The sequence below is a fragment of the Paraburkholderia graminis genome (assembly GCF_003330785.1).
Lineage (GTDB): Bacteria > Pseudomonadota > Gammaproteobacteria > Burkholderiales > Burkholderiaceae > Paraburkholderia > Paraburkholderia graminis.
This window is the reverse complement of the sequence record NZ_CP024934.1, coordinates 1,097,347-1,119,264: the sequence shown is the minus strand read 5'-3', so window position 1 is coordinate 1,119,264 and position 21,918 is coordinate 1,097,347. Positions and strand designations below refer to the sequence as shown.

Annotated in this window: 19 protein-coding genes; 9 read left to right on the top strand and 10 right to left on the bottom strand. The window is 64.5% G+C overall.

The features are described from left to right. The first annotated feature begins 52 nt into the window (after positions 1 to 52). From CUJ91_RS05030 to CUJ91_RS05020, 3 genes are all read left to right on the top strand, one after another. Positions 53 to 1,273 (top strand): benzoate/H(+) symporter BenE family transporter, encoded by a 1,221-nt coding sequence (locus CUJ91_RS05030; RefSeq protein WP_114155960.1) that lies wholly within the window; start codon positions 53 to 55, stop codon positions 1,271 to 1,273. A gap of 274 nt (positions 1,274 to 1,547) precedes the next feature. Continuing rightward, entirely contained in the window at positions 1,548 to 2,501 is a 954-nt protein-coding gene (tal, locus tag CUJ91_RS05025; RefSeq protein WP_006048374.1) for a transaldolase, read from the top strand. A 284-nt stretch (positions 2,502 to 2,785) separates the two neighbouring features. Further along, on the top strand, positions 2,786 to 3,205 hold the full coding sequence (locus CUJ91_RS05020; RefSeq protein WP_114155959.1) for a VOC family protein: 420 nt from the start codon (positions 2,786 to 2,788) through the stop codon (positions 3,203 to 3,205). A gap of 53 nt (positions 3,206 to 3,258) precedes the next feature. Here CUJ91_RS05020 and CUJ91_RS05015 read toward each other — a convergent pair whose 3' ends face one another. The 6 genes from CUJ91_RS05015 to CUJ91_RS04990 all read right to left on the bottom strand — a co-directional run bounded on the left by CUJ91_RS05015 (position 3,259) and on the right by CUJ91_RS04990 (position 8,952). Continuing rightward, positions 3,259 to 4,440 carry an FUSC family protein gene (locus CUJ91_RS05015; RefSeq protein WP_171800286.1) on the bottom strand — a complete coding sequence of 394 codons (1,182 nt, stop codon included), beginning with the start codon at positions 4,438 to 4,440 and terminating at the stop codon, positions 3,259 to 3,261. Between the two features lie 116 nt (positions 4,441 to 4,556). Beyond that, positions 4,557 to 6,107, bottom strand: coding sequence for a monocarboxylate uptake permease MctP (gene mctP, locus CUJ91_RS05010; RefSeq protein ID WP_006048377.1), 1,551 nt, complete (start codon positions 6,105 to 6,107; stop codon positions 4,557 to 4,559). Beyond that, positions 6,107 to 6,346, bottom strand: a complete 240-nt coding sequence (locus CUJ91_RS05005) for a DUF3311 domain-containing protein (protein WP_006048378.1) — start codon at positions 6,344 to 6,346, stop codon at positions 6,107 to 6,109. Before CUJ91_RS05005 ends, mctP begins: the two co-directional genes overlap by 1 nt. A 492-nt stretch (positions 6,347 to 6,838) precedes the next feature. Next, the gene (locus tag CUJ91_RS05000; protein WP_114155958.1) at positions 6,839 to 7,762 is read right to left on the bottom strand and encodes a class I SAM-dependent methyltransferase; all 924 of its coding nucleotides are present in this window, start codon (positions 7,760 to 7,762) and stop codon (positions 6,839 to 6,841) included. Beyond that, positions 7,759 to 8,232, bottom strand: coding sequence for a DNA-deoxyinosine glycosylase (locus CUJ91_RS04995; protein ID WP_006048380.1), 474 nt, complete (start codon positions 8,230 to 8,232; stop codon positions 7,759 to 7,761). The genes CUJ91_RS05000 and CUJ91_RS04995 overlap by 4 nt, the downstream gene beginning before the upstream one ends. Then, positions 8,233 to 8,952 carry a chorismate--pyruvate lyase family protein gene (locus tag CUJ91_RS04990; RefSeq protein WP_114155957.1) on the bottom strand — a complete coding sequence of 240 codons (720 nt, stop codon included), beginning with the start codon at positions 8,950 to 8,952 and terminating at the stop codon, positions 8,233 to 8,235. 238 nt (positions 8,953 to 9,190) lie between these two features. On the opposite strand from CUJ91_RS04990, the gene CUJ91_RS04985 reads away from it, so the two are divergent. Next, complete coding sequence (locus CUJ91_RS04985; protein ID WP_053857739.1) at positions 9,191 to 9,697, top strand: OmpA family protein; 507 nt, start codon at positions 9,191 to 9,193, stop codon at positions 9,695 to 9,697. A gap of 87 nt (positions 9,698 to 9,784) precedes the next feature. Here the strand turns inward: CUJ91_RS04985 and CUJ91_RS04980 are convergent, their stop codons facing one another. Together CUJ91_RS04980 and CUJ91_RS04975 are read right to left on the bottom strand one after the other, a co-directional pair. After that, entirely contained in the window at positions 9,785 to 11,509 is a 1,725-nt protein-coding gene (locus CUJ91_RS04980; RefSeq protein ID WP_114155956.1) for a hypothetical protein, read from the bottom strand. A gap of 13 nt (positions 11,510 to 11,522) precedes the next feature. After that, positions 11,523 to 13,397, bottom strand: coding sequence for a tetratricopeptide repeat protein (locus CUJ91_RS04975; RefSeq protein WP_114155955.1), 1,875 nt, complete (start codon positions 13,395 to 13,397; stop codon positions 11,523 to 11,525). A 294-nt stretch (positions 13,398 to 13,691) separates the two neighbouring features. On the opposite strand from CUJ91_RS04975, the gene CUJ91_RS04970 reads away from it, so the two are divergent. Continuing rightward, positions 13,692 to 13,961: a hypothetical protein gene (locus CUJ91_RS04970; protein ID WP_006048385.1), complete on the top strand. Its 270-nt coding sequence runs from the start codon at positions 13,692 to 13,694 to the stop codon at positions 13,959 to 13,961. 106 nt (positions 13,962 to 14,067) lie between these two features. On the opposite strand, the gene htpG is transcribed toward CUJ91_RS04970, so the two are convergent. Both htpG and CUJ91_RS04960 read right to left on the bottom strand, forming a co-directional pair. Next, entirely contained in the window at positions 14,068 to 15,972 is a 1,905-nt protein-coding gene (htpG, locus tag CUJ91_RS04965; RefSeq protein WP_114155954.1) for a molecular chaperone HtpG, read from the bottom strand. A gap of 97 nt (positions 15,973 to 16,069) precedes the next feature. Further along, positions 16,070 to 17,521: an aminotransferase-like domain-containing protein gene (locus CUJ91_RS04960; RefSeq protein ID WP_053857735.1), complete on the bottom strand. Its 1,452-nt coding sequence runs from the start codon at positions 17,519 to 17,521 to the stop codon at positions 16,070 to 16,072. A 456-nt stretch (positions 17,522 to 17,977) separates the two neighbouring features. Between CUJ91_RS04960 and CUJ91_RS04955 the strand changes: the two genes are divergently transcribed. From CUJ91_RS04955 to CUJ91_RS04940, 4 genes are all read left to right on the top strand, one after another. Continuing rightward, the gene (locus CUJ91_RS04955; protein ID WP_114155953.1) at positions 17,978 to 18,676 is read left to right on the top strand and encodes a VOC family protein; all 699 of its coding nucleotides are present in this window, start codon (positions 17,978 to 17,980) and stop codon (positions 18,674 to 18,676) included. 75 nt (positions 18,677 to 18,751) lie between these two features. Then, positions 18,752 to 19,948 carry an aminotransferase-like domain-containing protein gene (locus tag CUJ91_RS04950; RefSeq protein ID WP_053857733.1) on the top strand — a complete coding sequence of 399 codons (1,197 nt, stop codon included), beginning with the start codon at positions 18,752 to 18,754 and terminating at the stop codon, positions 19,946 to 19,948. 79 nt (positions 19,949 to 20,027) lie between these two features. Further along, positions 20,028 to 20,492, top strand: a complete 465-nt coding sequence (locus CUJ91_RS04945; protein WP_006048390.1) for a RidA family protein — start codon at positions 20,028 to 20,030, stop codon at positions 20,490 to 20,492. Positions 20,493 to 20,681: 189 nt separating this feature from the next. Further along, positions 20,682 to 21,584 carry a PhzF family phenazine biosynthesis protein gene (locus CUJ91_RS04940; RefSeq protein ID WP_114155952.1) on the top strand — a complete coding sequence of 301 codons (903 nt, stop codon included), beginning with the start codon at positions 20,682 to 20,684 and terminating at the stop codon, positions 21,582 to 21,584. Positions 21,585 to 21,918 lie beyond the last annotated feature (334 nt).

The window sequence follows — 21,918 nt, the reverse complement described above, 5'->3', positions numbered from 1 at the left end:
CCAAACGCACCCGCCCCACCCGCCCCACTCTCAACGACAAGAAAGCATTGGCATGAACCGCTCGTCATCGCCTGAACTGGCCAACTCCGGCATCGCGCCGCGTCGCTTCAATCCGTTCGCCGACACCTCCCTATCGGCCATCGTCGCCGGCTTCGTCGCGATGATGACGGGCTACACGAGTTCGCTCGTGCTCATGTTTCAGGCGGGCCAGGCCGCGCACCTGAGCAACGCGCAGATTTCCTCGTGGATCTGGGCGTTGTCGATCGGCATGGCGGTTTGCACCATCGGGCTGTCGCTGCGCTTTCGCGCGCCGATCGTCATTGCATGGTCGACGCCCGGCGCGGCGCTGCTCGTCTCGTCGCTGCCGCATGTGCCTTACGCGGAGGCGATCGGCGCGTTTATCGTCTGCGCGTTGCTGCTGACCGTCGTTGGTCTGACAGGATGGTTCGATACGCTGATGAAGAAAATTCCGGCGGGCATCGCGTCGGCCTTGCTGGCGGGCATCCTGTTCGAGATCGGCATTGAGATATTTCGCGCCGCGCAGTTCCAGACCGCGCTCGTGCTGACGATGTTTCTGACCTACCTGATCGTCAAACGCGTCACGCCGCGCTATGCGATTCCGGCGACGCTGATCGCCGGCACCGTTGCCGCGGGCGCGCTCGGCCTGCTCGATTTCAGCCACTTTCAGATCGCGCTCGCGCATCCCGTGTTCACGATGCCGGCGTTTTCGGTGGCCGCGAGCATCAGCATCGGCATTCCGCTTTTCGTGGTCGCGATGGCTTCGCAGAACGTGCCCGGCATCGCCGTGCTGCGCGCGGACGGCTACACGACGCCCTCGGCGCCGCTGATTTCGACGACCGGCATCGCGTCGCTGCTGCTCGCGCCGTTCGGCTCGCACGGCATCAATCTTGCCGCGATCACGGCGGCCATCTGCACCGGCCGCGAAGCGCACGAGAACCGCGACAAACGCTACACGGCCGCGGTCTGGTGCGGCATTTTCTATCTGATCGCCGGCATTTTCGGGGCGACGATCGCGGCGCTGTTCGCGGCGTTCCCGCGCGAGCTGGTCGTTTCCGTGGCGGCGCTGGCACTCTTCGGCTCGATTATGAGCGGCCTGACCAACGCGATGCAGGACGCGAGGCAGCGCGAAGCGGCGCTCGTGACCTTCATGGTGACGGCGTCGGGACTGACGCTGCTGTCCATCGGCTCCGCGTTCTGGGGCCTGGTCGCGGGCGTGGTGACGCAGGTCGTGTTGAATGCGCGGCGTGCCTGACGCAAGATGGCGGCAGGCGGCAGCAAGCGGCGGCGCAAGCCGTGCGGCGCCGCGGCGCACGGTCGCTGAAATAGCCGTGAACGGATCGGCGGCGCACACTGTCAATACTGCATCAGGCGATCCGCCATAAAATAGAAGCATCCGGCAGCGTTTCCCGGCAACATCGGGTGAGCGTTGCAGCGTGACTCGCGGCCGCCGGACCTGAAGCGGTCTTTCAATCCGGCGGCGACTCATTCCCCCTGAACCATGGCGCATGCGCCCTGAAGGCACGAATATGACAACCGCACTCGATCAACTCAAGCAGTACACGACCGTCGTGGCCGATACCGGCGACTTCCAGCAGCTCGCGCAATACAAGCCGCAGGACGCGACCACCAATCCGTCGCTGATTCTGAAAGCCGTGCAGAAAGACGACTATCGTCCGCTGCTCGAAAAGACGGTGAAAGATCACGCGTCGAAGCCAATGGGCGCGATCATCGACCAGTTGCTGATCGCCTTCGGCACCGAGATCCTGAAGATCATCCCGGGCCGCGTGTCGACCGAAGTGGACGCGCGTCTTTCGTTCGACGTACAGGCCTCGATCGCCAAGGGCCGCGAACTGATCGCGCTGTACAAGGAGCACGGTATCGATCGCGAGCGCGTGCTGATCAAGCTGGCTTCCACGTGGGAAGGCGTGCGCGCCGCCGAAGTGCTGCAAAAGGAAGGCATCAACTGCAACATGACGCTGCTGTTCTCGCTCGCCCAGGCCGCGGCCTGTGCCGAAGCGGGCGCGAAGCTGATCTCGCCGTTCGTCGGACGCATTTACGACTGGTATAAGAAAAATGCCGGCAGCGCGTGGGACGAAGCGAAAGACGGCGGTGCGAACGATCCGGGCGTTCAGTCGGTGCGCCGCATTTACGGCTACTACAAGAAGTTCGGCTACAAGACCGAGGTGATGGGCGCGAGCTTCCGCACCACGGGGCAGATTCTGGAACTGGCCGGCTGCGATCTGCTGACCATCAGTCCGGATCTGCTGCAAAAGCTGCATGAAAGCACGGACAAGGTGGAGCGCAAGCTCTCGCCGGAAAGCTCGCAGGACGCCAATATCGAGCGCGTGCCGGTCGACGAATCGTCGTTCCGCTTCCTCGTCAACGACGAGGCGATGGCAACCGAAAAGCTGGCCGAAGGCATCCGCGCGTTTGCGGCGGACGCAGTCAAGCTGGAAAAGCTGATCGAAGCGCTGCGTTAAGGCGCTGGGCGGCAGACTCGCCGCCATCCATCGTGCGATTCAATCATGCGGCCCCGAACCTTGCGGTTCGGGGCCGTTTGCTGTTTACGGCCGGTCGTTTTATCGGCTGATTCACTCGTTTTTTTGTGCAGCGCGGTGATCGCGCGAGTCGTCTTTTCCGCACGACACAAAGTCACAAACGCCCGAACGCCGTTGCCTAAAATGGTCTGCACGCCCGCGGTTTCCGCAGTTTCCTTTGCCGTCTGGCAGCGCGGGCATTCACATCCTTATTTCTGGAGGCGACGATGGAAGTCCAACCGTACGTATTCTTCAACGGGCGTTGCGAAGAAGCGCTCGATTACTACCGCCAGCATCTGGGCGCCGAAGTCACGTTCATGATGCGTTTCAAGGACGCGCCGCCCGATCCGCAAAACACGCCGCGCCCCGGCGTCGAAGACAAGATCATGCATGCGAACGTGCAGATGGGCTCGACTCAATGGATGGCGTCCGACGGCAACTGCGATCAGGACGCGAAGCCGATGAGCGGCTTCAGTCTGTCGCTGACCGCGGACGATACGGCGTCGGCGCAAAAGTACTTCAACGCGCTCGCCGACGGCGGCCAGATCGTCATGCCCTGGGGCGAAACGTTCTGGAGCAAGGGCTTCGGCATGGCGGTGGACCGCTTCGGTCTGATGTGGATGGTGACGCTGCCGCCGCATGAGTGAGCGGTGGTAGACCGCGGTGAGCGGCGGTGTGCGCTAGCGTCGGCCGCCATCGCCTAGGTCTTCTGCAGAATCCGCGAGTGCCGCTCGATGTTCCAGTTCGGCTCGGTCTCGAGGAGCGCCGCGCGTAAGCGCTCGATCTGTTCCGCGAGCCGCTGCCCGAGCCAATACGGTCCTTGCAGATCGGGCGGCAAGGCGAGCGCCGCGTTGCCCGTCGTCGGCGCGGGCGGTGAGCCGGGCGGCGACGCGTGCGCACTATCGGTCAACGCAGCGCCGCTTGCCGACGCACCACTCACCGGAATCCCGAAATGCGTCGCGCGGCCAAAGCGCAGGCCGCGCGCAATCGCCAGCAAAATCGTACGCACGGCCCGCACTTCCGCGCCGCATCGCTGCGCATACGCGGCGCGCGCGGCGGCGTCGGCCTGCATCAGCGGACCGGTCGCGAGCAGCTCCAGCGAACTGAGCACCGAGCGATGCAAGCGCTGAATCTCCTCGAGCTTTGCCTGCGGCACATCGATTTCCTTCGCCACCGAAGGCATCAGCGAGCGCAGTTGCACCAGACGCCGGTTGATCTCGAGAAAGCGCTTGACCTGCTCTTCGTCGCCGATCGTTTCGCCTTCCAGCAAACGCGTATAGATCCGCGCGCATTCGCGCAGATTGGCCGCGATCCCGTAGCGCCAGGAATACGTGGCGTGCAGCGGCAACGCGAACGAAAACGCGAGTGCGATCACGATGCCGATCAGCACGTTCAGCGTGCGCCACAGGCCGACGTCGATCACATTGTCGCCATGACCCGCGACGATGCACATCGTGATGGCCGTCAACAGACCGATATATCCCGACGCGCCGATAGCGAACCATGCGCAGATCGCGGCGACGATCGACATCAGCACGTACGTCAGCGGCAACGAGCCGATGAGATTCTGCTGCACGATCAGCAGCAAGCCGATCGACGCGCCCAGCAGCGTACCCGCCGCGCGCTCCGCGGCCTTCTTGCGGATATTGCCGTGATGCTGCAATCCGCCGATCACGACCAGCAACGTCACCGACGACCAGATGCCGTGCGGAATGTCGATACCCGTGGTCGCGAGAATCGAGAACAGCATCGCCAGTCCCACGCGCAGACTGTGCAGCACTTTTGCGTGCCGGTAGCGGTAATACGGCGACGTGACCGCGCGAACCATGCGGCTCACCGCCGAGCGGCGCGGAACGACGGTGCGGGAATCGGCAGAAGCCATGGCGGGAGCGGCAGCGCTTTCGAAGGTAGTTCCGCTATCCTGCCCTGGACTGCGCCGCAAATACAAACGCCCGCGGAGTTTCGTCCGCGGGCGCCTGGGTTAGGTTGCGTCGGGTCTTAGCTTTCCACGACGTCCAGATAGTCTTCCGGACGCGTGCGGTCTTCGGCGCGCTGCATGCCGAACGCGCGCACCAGCAGGCTCACCACCACGGCCACGACCAGATTCACGATCAGCGACCACACCGCCGCATAGCCCGGAATCGCCATGCCGAACAGGTGAATCGTGAAGATCGAGCCGGCGAGCTTCAGCGAAATCGCCATCCACGTACCCGTTGCGATACCGACTGCCCAGCCGATCAGCAAGCCGCGATAGTCGAGCACGCGCGTGTACAGTCCGAGCACGATGGCCGGCAGCGTCTGGATGATCCAGATACCGCCGAGCAGCTGCAACTGGATCGCATACGTGAGCGGCAACGCCAGAATGAACGCGACCGCGCCGACCTTGACGATCAGCGAGACCAGCTTCGCGACGTTGGTCTCCTGCTCGTGCGTCATGTTGCGGTTCACGAACTCCTTGTGGATGTTGCGCGTGTACAGGTTCGCTGCCGCAATCGACATGATCGCCGCCGGCACGAGCGCGCCGATGCCGATCGCCGCGAACGCCACGCCGACGAACCACGACGGGAAGAAGTGCAGGAACAGCGCCGGCACCGCGAAGTTCGGGCCGAACGCCTTGAAGTACGGCGCGAATTCCGGCATGTCTTTCACGCCCGAAGCAAGCGCCATGAAGCCGAGCAGCGCGAGCAGGCCGAGCACCAGCGAGTAAGCCGGCAGCATCGCCATGTTGCGGCGGATCGTGTTGCCCGATTTCGACGACAGCACCGCCGTGATCGAGTGCGGATACAGGAACAGCGCGAGCGCCGAACCGACCGCGAGCGTCGCGTACGCGCTATAGCCGTTCAGACTCGACACGTCCGGCGCTTTCAGCAGCAGCTTGGCCGGCGGCACCGAGCCGAAGATGTGGCTGAAGCCGCCGAGTTGCGGCGGAATCACGATGATCGCGGCGAAGATCGTGATGTAGATCAGGACGTCCTTGACGACCGCGATCATTGCCGGCGCACGCAGGCCCGACGTGTACGTGTAGGCGGCAAGAATCGCGAAGGCGATGATCAGCGGCAGGTCGCCGACAAAGCCCTTCGTATCGAAGCCGAGCGCGCCGATCACCACTTCGATGCCGACCAGCTGGAGCGCGATGTACGGCATCGTGGCGACGATGCCGGTCACGGCGATTGCGAGCGCGAGCATGCGGCTGCCGTAGCGAGCCGACACGAAGTCCGCCGACGTCACGTAGCCCTGACGTTTCGCGATGCTCCACAACTTCGGAAACACGACGAACGCGAACGGATAGATCAGGATCGTGTACGGCAGCGCGAAGAAACCCGTTGCGCCCGCACCGAATACCAGCGCCGGCACGGCGATAAACGTGTACGCGGTGTACAGGTCGCCGCCCAGCAGGAACCAGGTGACGATGGTGCCGAAGCGCCGGCCACCCAGGCCCCACTCTTCGAGATGAGCGAGATCGCCGCGCCGCCAGTGCGCCGCGACGAAGCCGAGAATCGTGACCCCGATGAAAAACAGAACGAAGACGAAAGTTGCGATGGCGTTCATTATCGTGCGTCCCCTTGCGGACGGCCCGCCGAGCGCGTCTTGGTCTTGAAGTACACGATCGCCGTGATGACCGCGCTGATCAGCACCCAGAGGAGCTGATACCAGTAGAAGAACGGAAAATCGAACAGCACCGGTTCGACCTTGTTATACGACGGCACCCAGACCATGGCGATCCAGGGCAACAGCAACAACCAGAGCCAGTGCTTGCTGGCCTTGTTCGCGTCGGCGTCGTGAGCCATGACGTCTCCTCTTCCCTATTATTGAAATGTTGGCCCGTGTTCGACGGGTGGTGAACCCCCAAAGCGGAGAGCCGCCTCGCGGTAGCACGCCCGCGGAGGATCGCCCCGCATGGGACACGAGTGCCCCGAAAGCTTCGAAAGAGTATAGGAGCCGCGAACGTGCGGTCAAGCAGGGACGACCCCGAGGCGAAGGCGCGGGTGCTGGAGTGCGTGGGGCGGTGTTTTAGCGGATGCGGATGGCGCTGCGGATTCCAGTGCGGAGGGGGAAACAACTGAAGCAGCCGACGCCGATGCACGGCGCCGTGGTCGAACGCCCTTCGTTTGCGCGGCCGCGCCGGTGGTTCTGGCGACCTTCCCGAATCGTCGAGCGAGTCCCGCGCCGCTTCGATGCGCGACGGATGGCGGGCCCGCAAAGTGTCGCTGGAATGCGACGGTTGGCTGGTTACGATGCCGGACCTTCGCGGTCCGGCACTTCCCTGCGACTGGCCGGGATCAGATGGCGAACGACGCGCCCGTCTGTCCCGTCGACTCCTGCAGCCCCTTGATCCACTTGCGCGCCGGCAAGCCGAGCTCGGCTTCGATCAGCTTCGCGCGCGCTTGCAGCGCCGTGAACGGCACGTCGAGCGCGGGACCGGAGAACGCGATCGCGATGCGGTTGCCGTCGTGCACTTCGGGCAGCGCGACCACGCGGCCGTCGAACGCTTCGTTCAGGCGTTTCATATTGCGCACGAAGCTCGGGTGATCGCCGAACAGATTGACCGTGACCACGCCCGCATCGGTCAGACACGCGCGCGCCGCACGGTAAAAGCCGACGCTGTCGAGCACGGGACCGCGCGCCGTCGCATCGTAAATGTCGATCTGCAACGCGCCGATCGTGCCGTGGTTCGCGCGGTCGTTGACGAAGTCCCACGCGTCCGTCTCGTGCACGGTGAGGCGCGCGTCGTCTTGCGGCAGCTCGAACATCGTGCGCGCGGCGATTACGACGGCCGGGTTCACTTCGACCGCCTCGACCTTCGCGCGCTTCAGGAAGCGGTGCGCGAACTTGGTCAGCGCAGCGGCGCCGAGCCCGAGTTGCACGATGCGCTTCGGCGTTTGGATGAAGAGCAGCCAAGCCATCATTTGCTGCGCGTATTCGAGCTCGATGTGGTCGGGCTTGCGCAGACGCATCGCGCCTTGCACCCATTCCGTGCCGAAGTGCAGATAGCGCACGCCGCCCTCTTCCGAGAACGTGACCGGCGCAAAGCGCGGCTTGCGCGGCGCTTCGATTTGCGGCGCGTCGTGGAGGTCGTCGCGCAGGTCGGCGTTATGCGACGCGCGTTTCTTGTTGCGCGCCGTTGCGTGTTTGCCCGCGCCATCGGCGTTGCGATTGCGGAATGCACGCGCTTCAGCCGACGCGCGCTTGATGAGTTTCGTCATGTAAGGATGTCGCGCCACAGGCGCAATTTTTGATCGAACGAGAGCATAGCATTCGCGGGACTCGACGAAGGCAGCACGAGCGTCGTGTAACCCGCCGCGCCGATCACGGGCGCGAAGCGGCCCGCGGTCTTGCCGTTGAAGCAGACTTTGCGCAGCGTCGGCGAGTGCTCGCGCAGCGAAGCAAAGTCGTTCGGCTGCGCATTGCGGATCGCCGCATCGAGACTGCCCTCGCGATGACACGCGGCGAGCACGTCCCAGACGCCGATGCCGTGCGACAAGAGCCGCCGCAGCCGCTCTTCGTAGGCGAGTTCGGCGAGCGGCTCGTCGAGTATCGCGCCAAGCAGGCGCCAGAACTGGTTGCGCGGATGCGCGTAGTACTGCGTCGCCGCAAGCGACGCCTCGCCGGGAAAGCTGCCGAGAATCAGCGTGTGCGTGTCGGCCGCGACGACGGGAGGAAAGCCGCGCAACATTCAGCGGCTCCGTTCGCCGGCCGCACGCATCGCGGGATGCGCGCGCGAAGCCGTGTGCTCGAGCGGGCGGCCGTGTTCGCGCCAGCGCGGATGGCCTGCGTTAATCACGTGGGCCGCATCGGTGGCGTTCAAATCGGGACGGACCTCGCGCTCGCGCTTCGACAGCGCGGCGACATGCGCCCACAGCGCCGGCAAAAAACATTCGGTGACCATCAGCGGCGCGCCATGCCGCTCGAACACGGAGCGGCGCGCGACCAACGCATGCGGCGGCATCCCGTCGACTTCACGCGCGGCGAGCCGGTACAGCGGATGCCGCGCTGTCACGCGCCGGCTGACCAGCGCCGAACGCGCGACGCCGCTATCGCTGTACAGCAGTTCGGCGAGCGGCCGCGTGCGCAAGCGCCGCGTGGCCTGCCACACGCCGACGCTCGCGGCGAGAGGCGCAACGCTGTGCGCGGCGACAAACGGCACGGCATCGACCGACAACACGACCTCGCGCAACCACACCGGCGAGCGCATGCGAAGACCCAGCGCGGCGTGCTCGTCGGCCCACGGCAAGGCCACGCCTTCACGCGTGACGCGCACCGCGACCGCGCCGAGCGCGCGCAGATGCGCGGTCAACGAACCACCGCGGGTCAACCAGTCTTTCTGCGCAGCGCTAAAGCCAGGCAAGGGAGCGACGCGCCAGTGCACGTCGGCGGCATCGAAACGGATAGACATGGGTTCGGATTATAACGGCGCGCCTGTCGGACCATTCCCTAGCGCGCACGCGCATTTTCCGCCAATCAGCGGTAACGGCCGCATAAGCATCAAACCGCTGAATCATGCCCTCGATTTCGGAAAGGTCCGATTCTCTGCCGACCGCGACGCACGATACAACCTCCGTGCTTTACGAACCGGCGATTCGCCCACTGTCGACGGGCTCGCCCCTGATCCGCAAACGAACGAGAGGACAAACATGAAAAAACTTCTGGCTGCCAGCGCCTGCGCAATGTCGGTACTGATGATGGCAGGTTGCAGCGCGCCGCTGAACCGCGACACCGAGACGTCGTTGAACCGGGCCGCGGGCATCGAGGTCGCGCCCGTCGCGGACGGCGTCGCCGTCAAGCTGCCCGAGAAAGCGCTGTTCGACTTCGACAAGTCGGCAGTGCGCGCCGATGCGAGCGCGGTCGTCGACCGTTCCGCGGTGCTGCTCAAGCGCAGCAAGAAGCCGATCATCGTCGAAGGTTATACGGACAATGTCGGCACGCTCGAATACAACCAGCAACTCTCGGAAGCGCGAGCGGTCGCCGTGGGTTACGCGCTTGTCGGACGCGGTGTGCCGATGGAGCGTGTCCGCACGAAGGGCAATGCGTACAACAATCCGATCGCGAGCAACGACACGCCGGAAGGACGCGCGCTCAACCGTCGCACGGAAATTGTCGTGCGCGGCGAGACGATGGAAACGTTGATGGGCAAGAAGTAAAGGCATCGTCTTCGGCCCGGCCGCCCGAAACCCGGGGCATCGCGCCGGGTCGCAAACCTCAAGCCGGAAGCGCCCCACGCATCCGGCTCATTCCCCGACATACTCCCGCAGCGCTTGCGCGACATCAGCCAGCACTGCGTCCCACTGGTTCAACTCGCGCTGTCTGAAAAGGCGCATTGACGGATACCACGGACTATCGTCGCGCGCGACCATCCAGCGCCAATCCGTGAATGTGGGCACCAGCACCCAGACCGGCGTGCCGCACGCGCCCGCCAGATGCGCAACCGCCGTGTCCACCGTGATTACAAGATCCAGCGATTGAATGATTGCGAGGGTGTCCGCGAAGCCATGAATCTCAGGGCCGAACATATGTATCTCTATACCCTCTGACCCAACCGCCGGGTCGTGTTGCACGTCGCCCTTCTGTAACGAAAACCAACGCACGCCAGGCTGATCGAGAAGCGCCCGCCATTGTCGAAGCGGAATCGACCGATAGCGATCGAGCTCGTATCCAGGATTGCCTGCCCATACGATGCCGACACGCTTTCTCAACGGCCGATGCGCCTGCCCGGTACTTAGCGCCTGCACTCGGTTATGCCAGAACTGCAGCTTCGCGGGCTCCGCTTGCAGATACGCGGTGGCGAGCGGCAACATGCACAGCGCCAGGTCCATACGCGCGGGCATCTGCAGCATGCGGCACCAGTAGTCGTACGGACCAGGCGGCGCAGTGGTCCACGCGGCATGCACGCCGGACGCGTGGCGCGCTACTTCGCCGAGCGGCTCGTCGACCCAGACGTCCACTTGCGCGCCCCGCCGATGCAGCCAGTCGGCCATGCGCAGAAACTGGATCTGATCGCCCAGTCCCTGCTCGCCGACCAGCAGAAACCGGCAGCCGAGCAACCTCTCGCCTTGCCACTGCGGATAAGCCGGCCGAACCAGGCTGTGGTTTTCGGGCAGTTCGTCATGCCAACGATACTGCTTCCAACCTTGCTCGAAATCGCCTGCACGAAGCTGTGCCGCGGCGAGGTTGAACTGCATCAGCGCGTTGCCGGGCATCAGGCGCGCGGCTTCCGCGCTATGCATGTGCATCTGCTCGAACTCGCCCAGCATGTTGAGTGCAAACGATGCGTTGTGATGCAACCAGCCGTCGTGCGGATCGACGCCGATGCCCTGCCTCGCGACGCTGAGCGCATCGGCAAAACGCTGCGCGCTGTTCAAAGCGAACGCGAGTTGACGAAGCGCGGCGGAATCGGCAGAACAACGTGCGCGCAGCGCGGGCAATAGCGCGTGGAGTTCCGGATCGCGCTGAGCTTTGGATAATGCCGCGATCAGCGCCGATGCGTCTGCAACGTTCGACGCGTCCAACGCCCATGCACGCAGCCAAAAGTCCGCTGCCTCGGCATGCTGCTCTCGCTGCGTGCAGATTTCCGCGAGTGCGCGAACCGCATGATGCAGCGTCGGCTCGAAACTGAGCGCGCTCAGATAGTGCCGGCGCGCCTCGCCGAGGCGTGCAGAAACCTTCAGGCAATCCGCGAGATTCCGATGCAGACTGGCACTACCGCCGCTCATGCCGAGCGCCCGATAATAGAACGCCTCGGCCGCAATCCGGTCGCCGCGCAGCGCCGCAAGCAGCCCGCGGTGCTCCCAGATGTCGGCTCGCTCCGGTGCGGCATTCAATGCGCGATCGAGTTGCTCGCAGGCTAGCTCGAGCGCGCCGTCGCGGAAAGACGCAAGACCGAGTTGATGCAATGCGTCGGCATCGTCTGACAGCTTCTGGCTCGGGGACGAACCCGCTGATGCTGAACTGCTCATGGCTGGCCCGCCGTCAACCGTTCGCAACGGGATGCGCGGCAGTGCCAGAAACGACGTTGCTTGCGTCGTCAGCCATCAGCGCTTGCAGACGCGCCGTCACGCGTTCGACCACCGGCGCCCATTGCCCAGGCTGCGGCTGCCTGAAAAGTTCCAGCGAGTCGTACCAGGCTTGCGTCTCCGCGTTGCCCCACGCCCAATGCGACACGTGATCGAGCATGCCCAACACCGGCCGCCCGAGCGCGCCGCCGAGATGCAGCGGCGCGCTGTCGATCGTGACGAGCGCATCGAGCGCCATAAGGTGAGCTGCGACATCGTCGAAACCCGTCTGATAATCCGCCGTCATATCGAATACGCGATGCCCCTGCGCGGTCATCACAGCGACGTCGGCTGCGCGTCCTGGCGTAAGCGAATAGAACGCGACATCGGCGAGCGACAGCAGCGGCTCGAGCGCAGCGCGCGCAATCGAGCGCTTGTCATCGCGGCGATGCGTCGGGCTGCCCGCCCACACGAGGCCCACATGCAGCCGCGCGTGCGGCGCGTGCGCGCGAAGCCGCTCGCGCCAGAGCGCCGCCTTGCCCGGATCGGCGCGAAGATAGGCATCGCCTCGCACCTGCTGTGGCTGCAAATTCAGCACGAGCGGCAAGCTCATCATCGGCAGGCTGTAGTCGGGCGCGCCGAGCGGGCCGTCCTCGATCGATACACAGTCCTCGTAGAAACGGCCAAGCAGCGGTTGCAACGATTTGCGCACGCACAGCACGAGCCGCCCGCCCTCCGCGCGCACGCGTGCAGCGAGTTGCGGCACATAGCGGACCATGTGGATGTCATCGCCATTGCCCAGTTCGCTGTGCACCACGAGCGTCTTGCCCGCGAGCGTCTCGCCGCGCCGACGCGGACAGAGGCGCGCCATGACCGAAACGATGTTATTCGGCTCGCGGTCGTCGCGCGCGAGGCGTGCCTCGAAACGCTTCCAGCCGCTTGTCCAGAAGCCGCGCCGCAGTTCGAGATCGGCGAGATCGACCGCGGGCGTCACCGCGTGGGGGTTCGCCGCGAGGGCTTGATGCAGCATGGCCTCGCTTTCCTCGTAGCGCGCCTGCTCGCACAGATAGAAGCCGATCGCGGCGAGTACGTCTGCGTTACCGGGCGAAGCGGCATTAGCGGCGCGCATGGTCGCCTCGGCGGCCGCCGCGTCGTTGCATTGCCATTGCGCGTGACTGAGCTGCCAGGCCATTTCCGCATCAGCGGGATTGCGCGTCAGCATGTCGCGGGAAAGATGTTCGAGCGCAGCCCAGTCGCGCGCCTCGCGCAACGCCAATGCAAGTTGCAAGGGCAACGCAGGATCGACAGCGGGGTCGAGCGTATAAGCTTGCGCGAGCGCCACGCGCCGCTCGTCACGCACACCGGGGCCGCTTAGCGCACCAAGCGAAATAGCAAGCCACCAGGGCCCGTGCGCGTCCTCCGGTTTGCGCTGCCGATACGCGCGCAACATATGCGCCGCCGCGGAATGCGCTCCGCAATCGTTGATGAGCCAGGCGGCCCATTCAAGCGTCGCGGTGGGCGGCTGCGCGGCGACTGCCAGCTCACTGTGATGCCGCGCGACTTCGCCGCGCCCGAGTGCGTCGGCGAACAACGCAACGCGGGCATGGCGCGCGCCGTTCTCGCCTGCTTGTGCCTGCGATGCGCTGTGATACGCCAGCTCGAAATTCCCCGCGCTCGCGTGCAGGTCGGCGTGCAATTGAGGCGTCACGCCCGCGGCGGCCAGCTCGGCGGCACGCGATATGGCGGGCTCGAAACCCTCTTCGCGCAGTATCGACCACAGAAGATGCACGGTCTCCAGACGCGTTGTCACATTGACCATAACGGCCGGGGCGGCCACAGCGGAATCGGACATAAAAATTTACAAGATGCCGCGCTGCGCAGGTGTATGCGCTTGAGTCACAAAACACATTCCACATTCGACGCGCGCGGCCAGGTACACAAAGCGGCCCGAAGGAACCAAGGTGGTTCTTCAAGCCTCCGGTTCGAAGCGCGATTCCCAAGATAATGCCGCGCGCGGCATCTCATAAACCAATCTCAATTTATGGTCGTTGATAAATTTTAGTTAGTTAACCATAATGAATTCCGCCCTGTGTCGAAGACGGCGAGGGGCGTCCAGCAAATCAACAACTAGCAGCAGGGAGGCAGATTGAATACTACAAACGCGAAGGAAACATCTGACCGGATCGCGCATCTTGCGTCGGTCGTATTGCATCGTCCGGGCGCCACGCATATCGAGAAAGAGCTAGCCGGCTCGGCGCTCGCGCAGCATCACACGTCAAAGCAAAGCAGCGCAGCCATTGGCAGCCTCGCGGCAAAAGTGCTCGCCGATCACCACTCGAGTTTCGAGGCTAAGGAATTGGCCGGCAGTGTGCTTGCGCAAGTGCGGCATTTACACGCGCTGACACTGGAGCGTTAAAACACGTGCACGAATGAGAAGGCGAAAAAAATGCGCTGCCGAAGCAGCGCATTCCGAGTCGCGAGGACATAAAGCGTCTGCGCGACGCTATGCAATCATCGCCCAATCAGGCGGCATTCGCGCGCGCGAGCAACAACGTGTTGGTGCGCTTCACAAAGCTGGCCGGATCTTCGAGCGCGCCGCCTTCGGCGAGCAACGCCTGGTCGAACAGCAGGTGACACCAGTCGTCGAAGTTGGCGCTGTCCGCGTGCAAGCCCTTCACGAGCGCGTGTTCCGGATTCACTTCGAGAATCGGGTGGAACGACGGCGCCTGCTGACCCGCAGCCTTGAGCATGCGCTGCAGGTAGCCGCTCATTTCGCCGTCGTCGGCAACGAGGCACGACGGCGAATCGGTCAGGCGGAACGTGAGGCGCACGTCCTTTGCCTTGTCCTTCAACGCGTCCTTGATCTTCTCGACGAGCGGCTTGAGTTCTTCGCTGACCTTTTCCTGCGCCTGTTTTTCCTCGTCGTTCAGCGCGCCGAGATCAAGGTCGCCGCGCGCCACGCTTTGCAACGGCTTGCCGTCGAATTCGTTCAGGAACGACAGCATCCACTCGTCCACGCGGTCGGTCAGCAGCAGCACTTCCACGCCCTTCTTGCGGAACACTTCGAGGTGCGGGCTGTGCGTTGCCGCCTGCCAGGTGTCGGCAGTCACGTAGTAGATCTTCGACTGCTCGGGCTTCATGCGCGCCACGTAGTCGGCGAGCGACACGGTCTGCTCGGGCGTCTCCGTATGCGTGGAGGCAAAGCGCACGAGCTTGGCAATGCGCTCGCGATTCGCGAAGTCTTCGCCGATGCCTTCCTTCAGCACCTGGCCGAATTCCTTCCAGAAACCGGCGTACTTCTCGCGATCGGCTTCGTTCTCCGAGTTGGCCAACTCTTCGAGCATCGACAGCGCGCGCTTGGTCACGCCCTCGCGGATCGCCTTGACGTCGCGGCTTTCCTGCAGAATTTCGCGCGATACATTCAGCGGCAGATCGCTCGAATCGACCACGCCCTTCACGAAGCGCAGATACGAGGGCAGCAGTTGCTCGGCGTCGTCCATGATGAACACGCGCTTCACATACAGCTTGAGGCCGCCGCGATGATCGCGGTTCCACAGGTCGAACGGCGCATGGGTCGGCACGTAGAGCAACTGCGTGTACTCGCTGCGGCCCTCCACGCGGTTGTGCGTCCACGTCAGCGGGTCCTGGTGATCGTGCGACAGATGCTGATAGAACTGCTTGTACTGCTCGTCCGTGATGTCGTTCTTCGCGCGAGTCCACAGCGCGCTTGCCTGATTGACGGTCTCGTCTTCGTCCTTCGTGACCATCGCGCTCTTTTCGGCGTCCCACTCTTCCTTCTTCATCAGAATGGGCAGCGCGACGTGATCCGAATAGCGCTGAATGATCGACTTCAGCCGATGCGACGACAGCAGCTCATCCTCTTCCGCGCGCAGATGCAGCGTGATGGTCGTGCCGCGCGCGGCGCGCTTGATCTGCTCGACGGCGAAGTCGCCCTCGCCCGCGCTTTCCCAGCGCACGCCTTCGGACGCCGGCAAGCCGGCGCGGCGCGTCTCGACGGTGATCTTGTCGGCAACGATAAAGCCCGAATAAAAGCCCACGCCGAACTGGCCGATCAGCGCCGCGTCTTTCTGCTGGTCGCCCGACAGCTTGCCGAAGAATTCCTTGGTGCCCGAGCGCGCGATCGTGCCGAGGTTCGCGATCGCCTCGTCGCGGCTCATGCCGATGCCGTTGTCGTCGATCGTGATGGTGCGCGCCTCTTTGTCGTACGACACGCGAATGCGCAGATTCGGATCGCTCTCGTACAACCCGCTGTTTTCAATGGCTTCGAAGCGCAGCTTGTCGGCCGCGTCGGACGCATTGGAAATCAGCTCGCGCAAAAAGATTTCCTTGTTGCTGTACAGCGAATGGATCATCAGGTGCAGAAGCTGTTTCACTTCCGCCTGAAAGCTCATGGTTTCTTGTGCCATGGTCGGACTTCCTCTCTGTTGCGAATCGGGTTTTTGCCAATCGGTTCTTGCGAATGCCGCCGGATTGTCCGCCTAAATAAGGACAATCCGCGCGGTTTCAAGAGGCGCGGCGCGCAACGCCGTCGAGATAGCGGCACAAAAATGTCGCCAGTTCGGGATCGCCGCAATTGGCAATGTTGAAGCGCATCCACGTGGTTGGCGATTGTTGCGGCGAAAAAAGGCTGCCGGGCGTGAGCAGAAAGCCGGCTTCGTGGCCGGCCGCGGCGAGCCCGTCGGCGTCGACTCCCGTGTCGGCCCACACGAACATGCCCGCCGTCGGCGTCAAAAAGAGCTTGAGGCCGGTCTTTTCCAGCATCCGCGCAGATTTTTCGCGCACGCCGTCGAGCCGCGCCCGCAGCCGCTCGACATGGCGCCGGTAGTGTCCTTCGGTCAGAATCTTGTACAGCACGCGCTCGTTCAACTCGGGACTCGTCATGCCGACCAGCATCTTCTGGTCGCTGACGGCCTTGGCCACCTCGGGCGCGCACGCAATAAAGCCGACGCGCAGATTCGGCGCGAGCGTCTTAGAGAAACTGCCCAGGTAGATCACGCGCTTTAGCTGATCGAGGCTCGCGAGCCGCGTGCCCGCATAGCCCGGCGGGCATAGATCGCCGTAAATATCGTCCTCGACGACGATGAAGTCGTAGGCCTCCGCCAGTCGCAAAATGCGAAACGCCTGCGCGGCCGTCAGCGACGTGCCAGTCGGATTCTGCAGCACGGAGTTGATCACCAGCATCTTGGGCCGCCACGTTTGCACGAGCGATTCGAGCGCGTCGAGATCGGGGCCGTCCGGCGTGTACGGCATGCCGACGAGCCGCGCGCCCTGCGACGCAAAGCGCCCGAACATCTGGAACCACGCCGGATCGCCGACGATCACCGCGTCGCCCGCCTTCACATAAATGCGCGAAATGAGGTCGATTGCCTGCGTGACGCCGGACACCATCACGATCTGATCGGGCGATGCGCCGATCTCCAGTTCCTCGAGACGCGTCTGCAATTGCTGGCGCAGCGGCAGAAAACCGAGCGGCGTGCCGATGCCGAGCATCTGCGCGCCGCTTTGCCGGCCGAGCGTGCGCAGCGCGTTGGTGATCAGCTCGCCGTCGAGCCAGCGCGCCGGCAGATAGCCGAGCCCCGGACTGCGCTCCGGGCGCGCGCCGGTGTGCAGCATGTTGCGCAGCAGCCAGACGACGTCGATGGTGGCCGGCGCGCTCGCGTGCGCGGCCGGGCGAATGTCCGCGACCGCCGTGCCCGCCAATCGCTCGCGCACGAAAAAACCGGAGCCGCGCCGCGACTCCAGGTAACCCTGCGCGACGAGCCGTTCATACGCCTCGACCACGGTAAAGCGCGACACGCCTTTGTCGAGCGCCAGCTTGCGGATCGACGGCATGCGCATGCCGGGACGGAACACGCGCTCCTCGATGCGGCGGCGCGCCCACTGCACGAGTTGCTCGACAAGCGTCAACGACGCCGTGTCGTGCGGGGCGGGAATCTGCGTAAGCGGGACGGACATGACGGGCTCCAACTGTACCGAACGGTATCGAATCGATTGTACCGTTACTGTGCAGGTCGTCGCCGGTACATTTGAGACAGAAGTGGTCGGGCTGGCGGTAAGCGGCTGGCGGGCGGTGCGTGAGGCTGGGTGGCGATCAGCATACCGAAAGCGCCTGGCGGACCGTGCATCAGGTCGGCGATCCGCTCACCGCAACGCCATGGCGCGAGTCAGCAACCAGCAGACAGCACCGACGAGCGGGCAAGCAAGCAACCGAGCCAGCACGCACCTCAAACCACTAAAGCCAGCGCGAAATTCACCCGCGCAGCCCACGCAGCCCGCCCATCGCCCAACCCGCCGATGCGCCGCGCCCGCGAACGGTTATGCTTACGACCCCGGCGCCCGCGCAACCGGCACGCCGCAACCGGCACGCGGCGCAGGCCAGACCTACCGTAGAAACCCGTTTCCCGATCCGCAATGACCGCACATCCGCTACGTCTCGATCATCTCGTCGTTTCCGCCCGCACGCTCGACGAAGGCGTGCAGTACGTCGCCGATATCCTCGGGGTCGAACCGGCCGGCGGCGGCGCGCATCCGTTAATGCGCACGCACAACCGGCTGCTGAACCTGTGGGGCGGCGCGTATCTGGAAGTAATCGCCGCCGACCCGCACGCCGACGTCGCCCGCGAAGCCACGGAAACCGCCGCGCCCCGCCCGCGCCTCTTCGCGCTCGACGACCCGGCGACCCACGCTCGCCTGGAAAACGGCCCGTATCTGTCGCATTGGGTTGCCCGCGTCGACCGGCCGAAGCATCTGCCGACGTGGCAAGCGCAATATCCGCAGCGCATTCCGCCGATCGTGCCGCTCACGCGCGGCGACTTCGCGTGGGGCCTGTCGGTGCCGGAAGACGGCGCTTTCCCCGCCTGGCAAGGCGCCGGCGACGGCGTGCTGCCGTCGCTGATCCAGTGGGACACGGCGCGGCATCCGTCGACGGTATTGCCCGAGACCGGCATCGCGCTCAAAGCGCTCAAAGGCGTGCATCCGCAAGCCGATACGGTGGCGGCGCAATTGCAGTGGCTGGGCGCCGCGCATCTGATCGACGTGCAGGCCACCGACGGCCCCGCCGCGCTCGTCGCCGAACTCGAAACACCGAGCGGTCTACGGACCCTTAAATAAGCAGCGCGCGCGGGTCGCCGACTCGCGCGATAATCGAAGTTTTGACCGGTTCCAGAGACACCAGCAGAGGAGACCATGGACCAAAGCGACCTGAAAGCCCCCACGTGGCAATTGTCCGAACGCGCACGCAAGCTCACGAGCTCGGCGATCCGCGAGATTCTGAAGGTCACGGAACGGCCTGAAGTCATTTCGTTCGCGGGCGGCCTGCCCTCGCCGGCCACGTTCCCGGCTGAACGCATGCGCGAAGCGTCCGACCGCATTCTGCGCGACGCGCCCGCCGCGGCGCTCCAGTACAGCGCGACCGAAGGCTATGCGCCGCTGCGCGAATGGGTCGCGGCGCGCTATTCGGTGAACGGCGCACAGATCCGCGCCAGTCAGGTGCTGATCACGACCGGCTCACAACAGGCGCTCGATCTGCTCGGCAAGGTGCTCGTGTGTCCGGAAAGCCCCGTGCTGGTCGAGACGCCTACGTATCTCGGCGCGCTGCAATCGTTCTCGATGTACGAGCCGCGCTACGTCCAGGTGCCGACCGACGAACACGGGCTGATCCCCGAAGCACTTACGCCGAAGCTCACCGCCGGCGCGCGCCTGTTGTACGCACAACCGAATTTTCAGAATCCGACGGGCCGCCGCCTGCCGGTCGAGCGCCGCCGCGCGCTCGCCGCGTTCGCCAAAACCGCGCCGTTCCCGGTGATCGAAGACGACCCCTACGGCGCGCTCGATTACGCGGGCGAACCGCTGCCGACCATGCTGTCGATGGCGCCCGATCACATCGTCCACCTCGGTTCGTTCTCGAAGGTGCTGGCGCCGGGTCTGCGGGTCGGCTACATCATCGCGCCCGAAGAGCTGATCTTCAAACTCGTGCAGGCCAAACAGGCCACCGATCTGCATACGCCGAGCTTCACGCAGCGCATCGTCCATGAAGTGATCAAGGACGGCTTTCTGGACACGCATGTGCCGACCATTCGCGAGCTGTATCGCGACCAGTGCGCGGCCATGCTGAACTCGCTCGAACGCTATATGCCCGAAGGCGTGACGTGGAATCGGCCGGAAGGCGGCATGTTCGTGTGGGTGAATCTGCCCGCGCAGATCGACAGCATGAAGCTGCTCGCGGAAGCCGTCGCGCAGAATGTCGCGTTCGTGCCGGGCGGTCCCTTCTTCGCGAACGAGGCGCAGCACAACACGCTGCGTCTGTCGTTCGTCACGGTGCCGCCGGCAAAGATCGACGAAGGCGTGGCGCGTCTCGCGGCGCTGATCCGCGCGAAGCTGTAAAGGCAAGCGGGCCATCGCCCGCTTTTGCGTTTTCGCCCGCTTCCGCTTCTTCCGTTTTTCACTACCGACCGAGGACAACATGGCTCAAACGAATGTGTACGACAAGCTCAAGGAACTGGGCATCGAACTGCCCAACGCCGGCGCGCCGGCCGCCGCTTATGTGATGAGCGCGCAAAGCGGCAATACGGTGTACCTGTCCGGCCACATCGCGAAGAAAGACGGCAAGGTGTGGGCGGGCAAGCTCGGCGCCGACATCGGCACTGAAGAAGGCAAAGTGGCCGCGCGCTCCATCGCCATCGATCTGCTCGCGACCCTGCACGCGCACGTGGGCGACCTGAACCGCGTCAAACGCATCGTCAAGCTGATGAGTCTCGTCAACTCCACGCTCGACTTCACCGAGCAGCATCTCGTCACGAACGGCGCGTCCGAACTGATCGCCGACGTGTTCGGCGAGCGCGGCAAGCATGCGCGCTCGGCGTTCGGCGTCGCGCAGATTCCGCTCGGCGCATGCGTCGAGATCGAGATGATCGCGGAAGTCGAGTAACGCGGCGTCGCATAAGTTCACGCAGCCTTACGAGCGCGAGGCGCGGTTCGGCCGGGCGCTCCACGGAACGCGTCGCGAGGTGCCAGGCACCCGCGGCGCGTTTTGCATTTGTGGCGAGGTGGATCGTTCCGGCGGCAGCAGATAGAATCCGCGAACCATACCAACCGCAGGATCGACGGACCACGCCCGATGCCCGCCAACACAGTTCGTTTCAAGCAGGTCGACGTATTCACGTCAGTGCCGTTCAAAGGCAATCCGCTCGCCGTCGTGTTCGACGCCGACGCGCTCAGCGCCGCTCAGATGCAGGCGATCGCGCACTGGACCAATCTGTCCGAAACAACTTTTCTGTCGAAGCCGACCGATCCGGCCGCCGACTATCGCGTGCGCATCTTCACGACGCACGGCGAATTGCCCTTTGCCGGTCATCCGACGCTCGGCACCGCGCACGCGCTGCTCGAAAGCGGCTATCAGCCGAAGCAGCCAGGCAAGCTCATCCAGCAATGCGGCGTTGGGCTCGTCGAGTTGCAATCCGACAGCGAAGGTCCGGGCGAGGCGCACGGCGCGTGGGCGTTCGCCGCGCCGCCCGCGCGCGTCGTGCCGTTGCCCGAACAGCAGTACGCCGCGCTTTCCGCGGCGATGCGCAGCAACGCGATTGATTTCAGCGCCGCGCCGTCTGCCGTCGATAACGGCGCGCCGTGGCTCATCGTGCGAATGAATTCGGCGCGCGATTGTCTGGCGCTCGAGCCCGACGCGGCCGCGCTCGCGCACATCGTCCGCGCGGTCGGCTCACACGGCGTCGCTGCGTACGGTCCGCACGATGCCGATGGCCCCGCCACCTTCGAAGTGCGTTGCCTGATGGTGGGCGGCGCGTTCGGCGTCGGCGAAGACCCTGTTACCGGCAGTGCCAATGCGGCGCTCGCGGGTCTGTTGAGCGCGCAGAATTTGCGGCCGGGCGCGAGTTATACCGCGCGCCAGGGCACCGCGCTCGGGCGCGCCGGCCAGGTGTTCGTGCGCTACGACGACGCAAACGGCAAGACGTGGATCGGCGGGTCGTCGGTGACGGTCGTCGACGGCACGTTCCGCATGCCGTGAGCGGCCCGTCGTTTGCTGGCATTCGCGAGCCCTGCTAAAGCAATGGCGATGCCGCTGCAAGTCGATGACGATAAGCCGTACGCGACTCACCTCTTTTAGCCACGCTTAAGCACGTTTAGCCACAAAAAGCCGTTTGCCGCGCTCGCGCGATGCGGCACGGATAACCAAACCGCCCAAAAGATCACGCAGGTACAAGCCGCCATGCCGGAGCGCCGAATCCCGATGGATCATCCGAATACAACGACCGCCAGCATCCGATCCCGCGCGTGCCCGGATTCGCGGGCCGCCCGGGCGTGCAGCGGATTCGAAAGCGAACCTGAAAGCGAGCCTATAA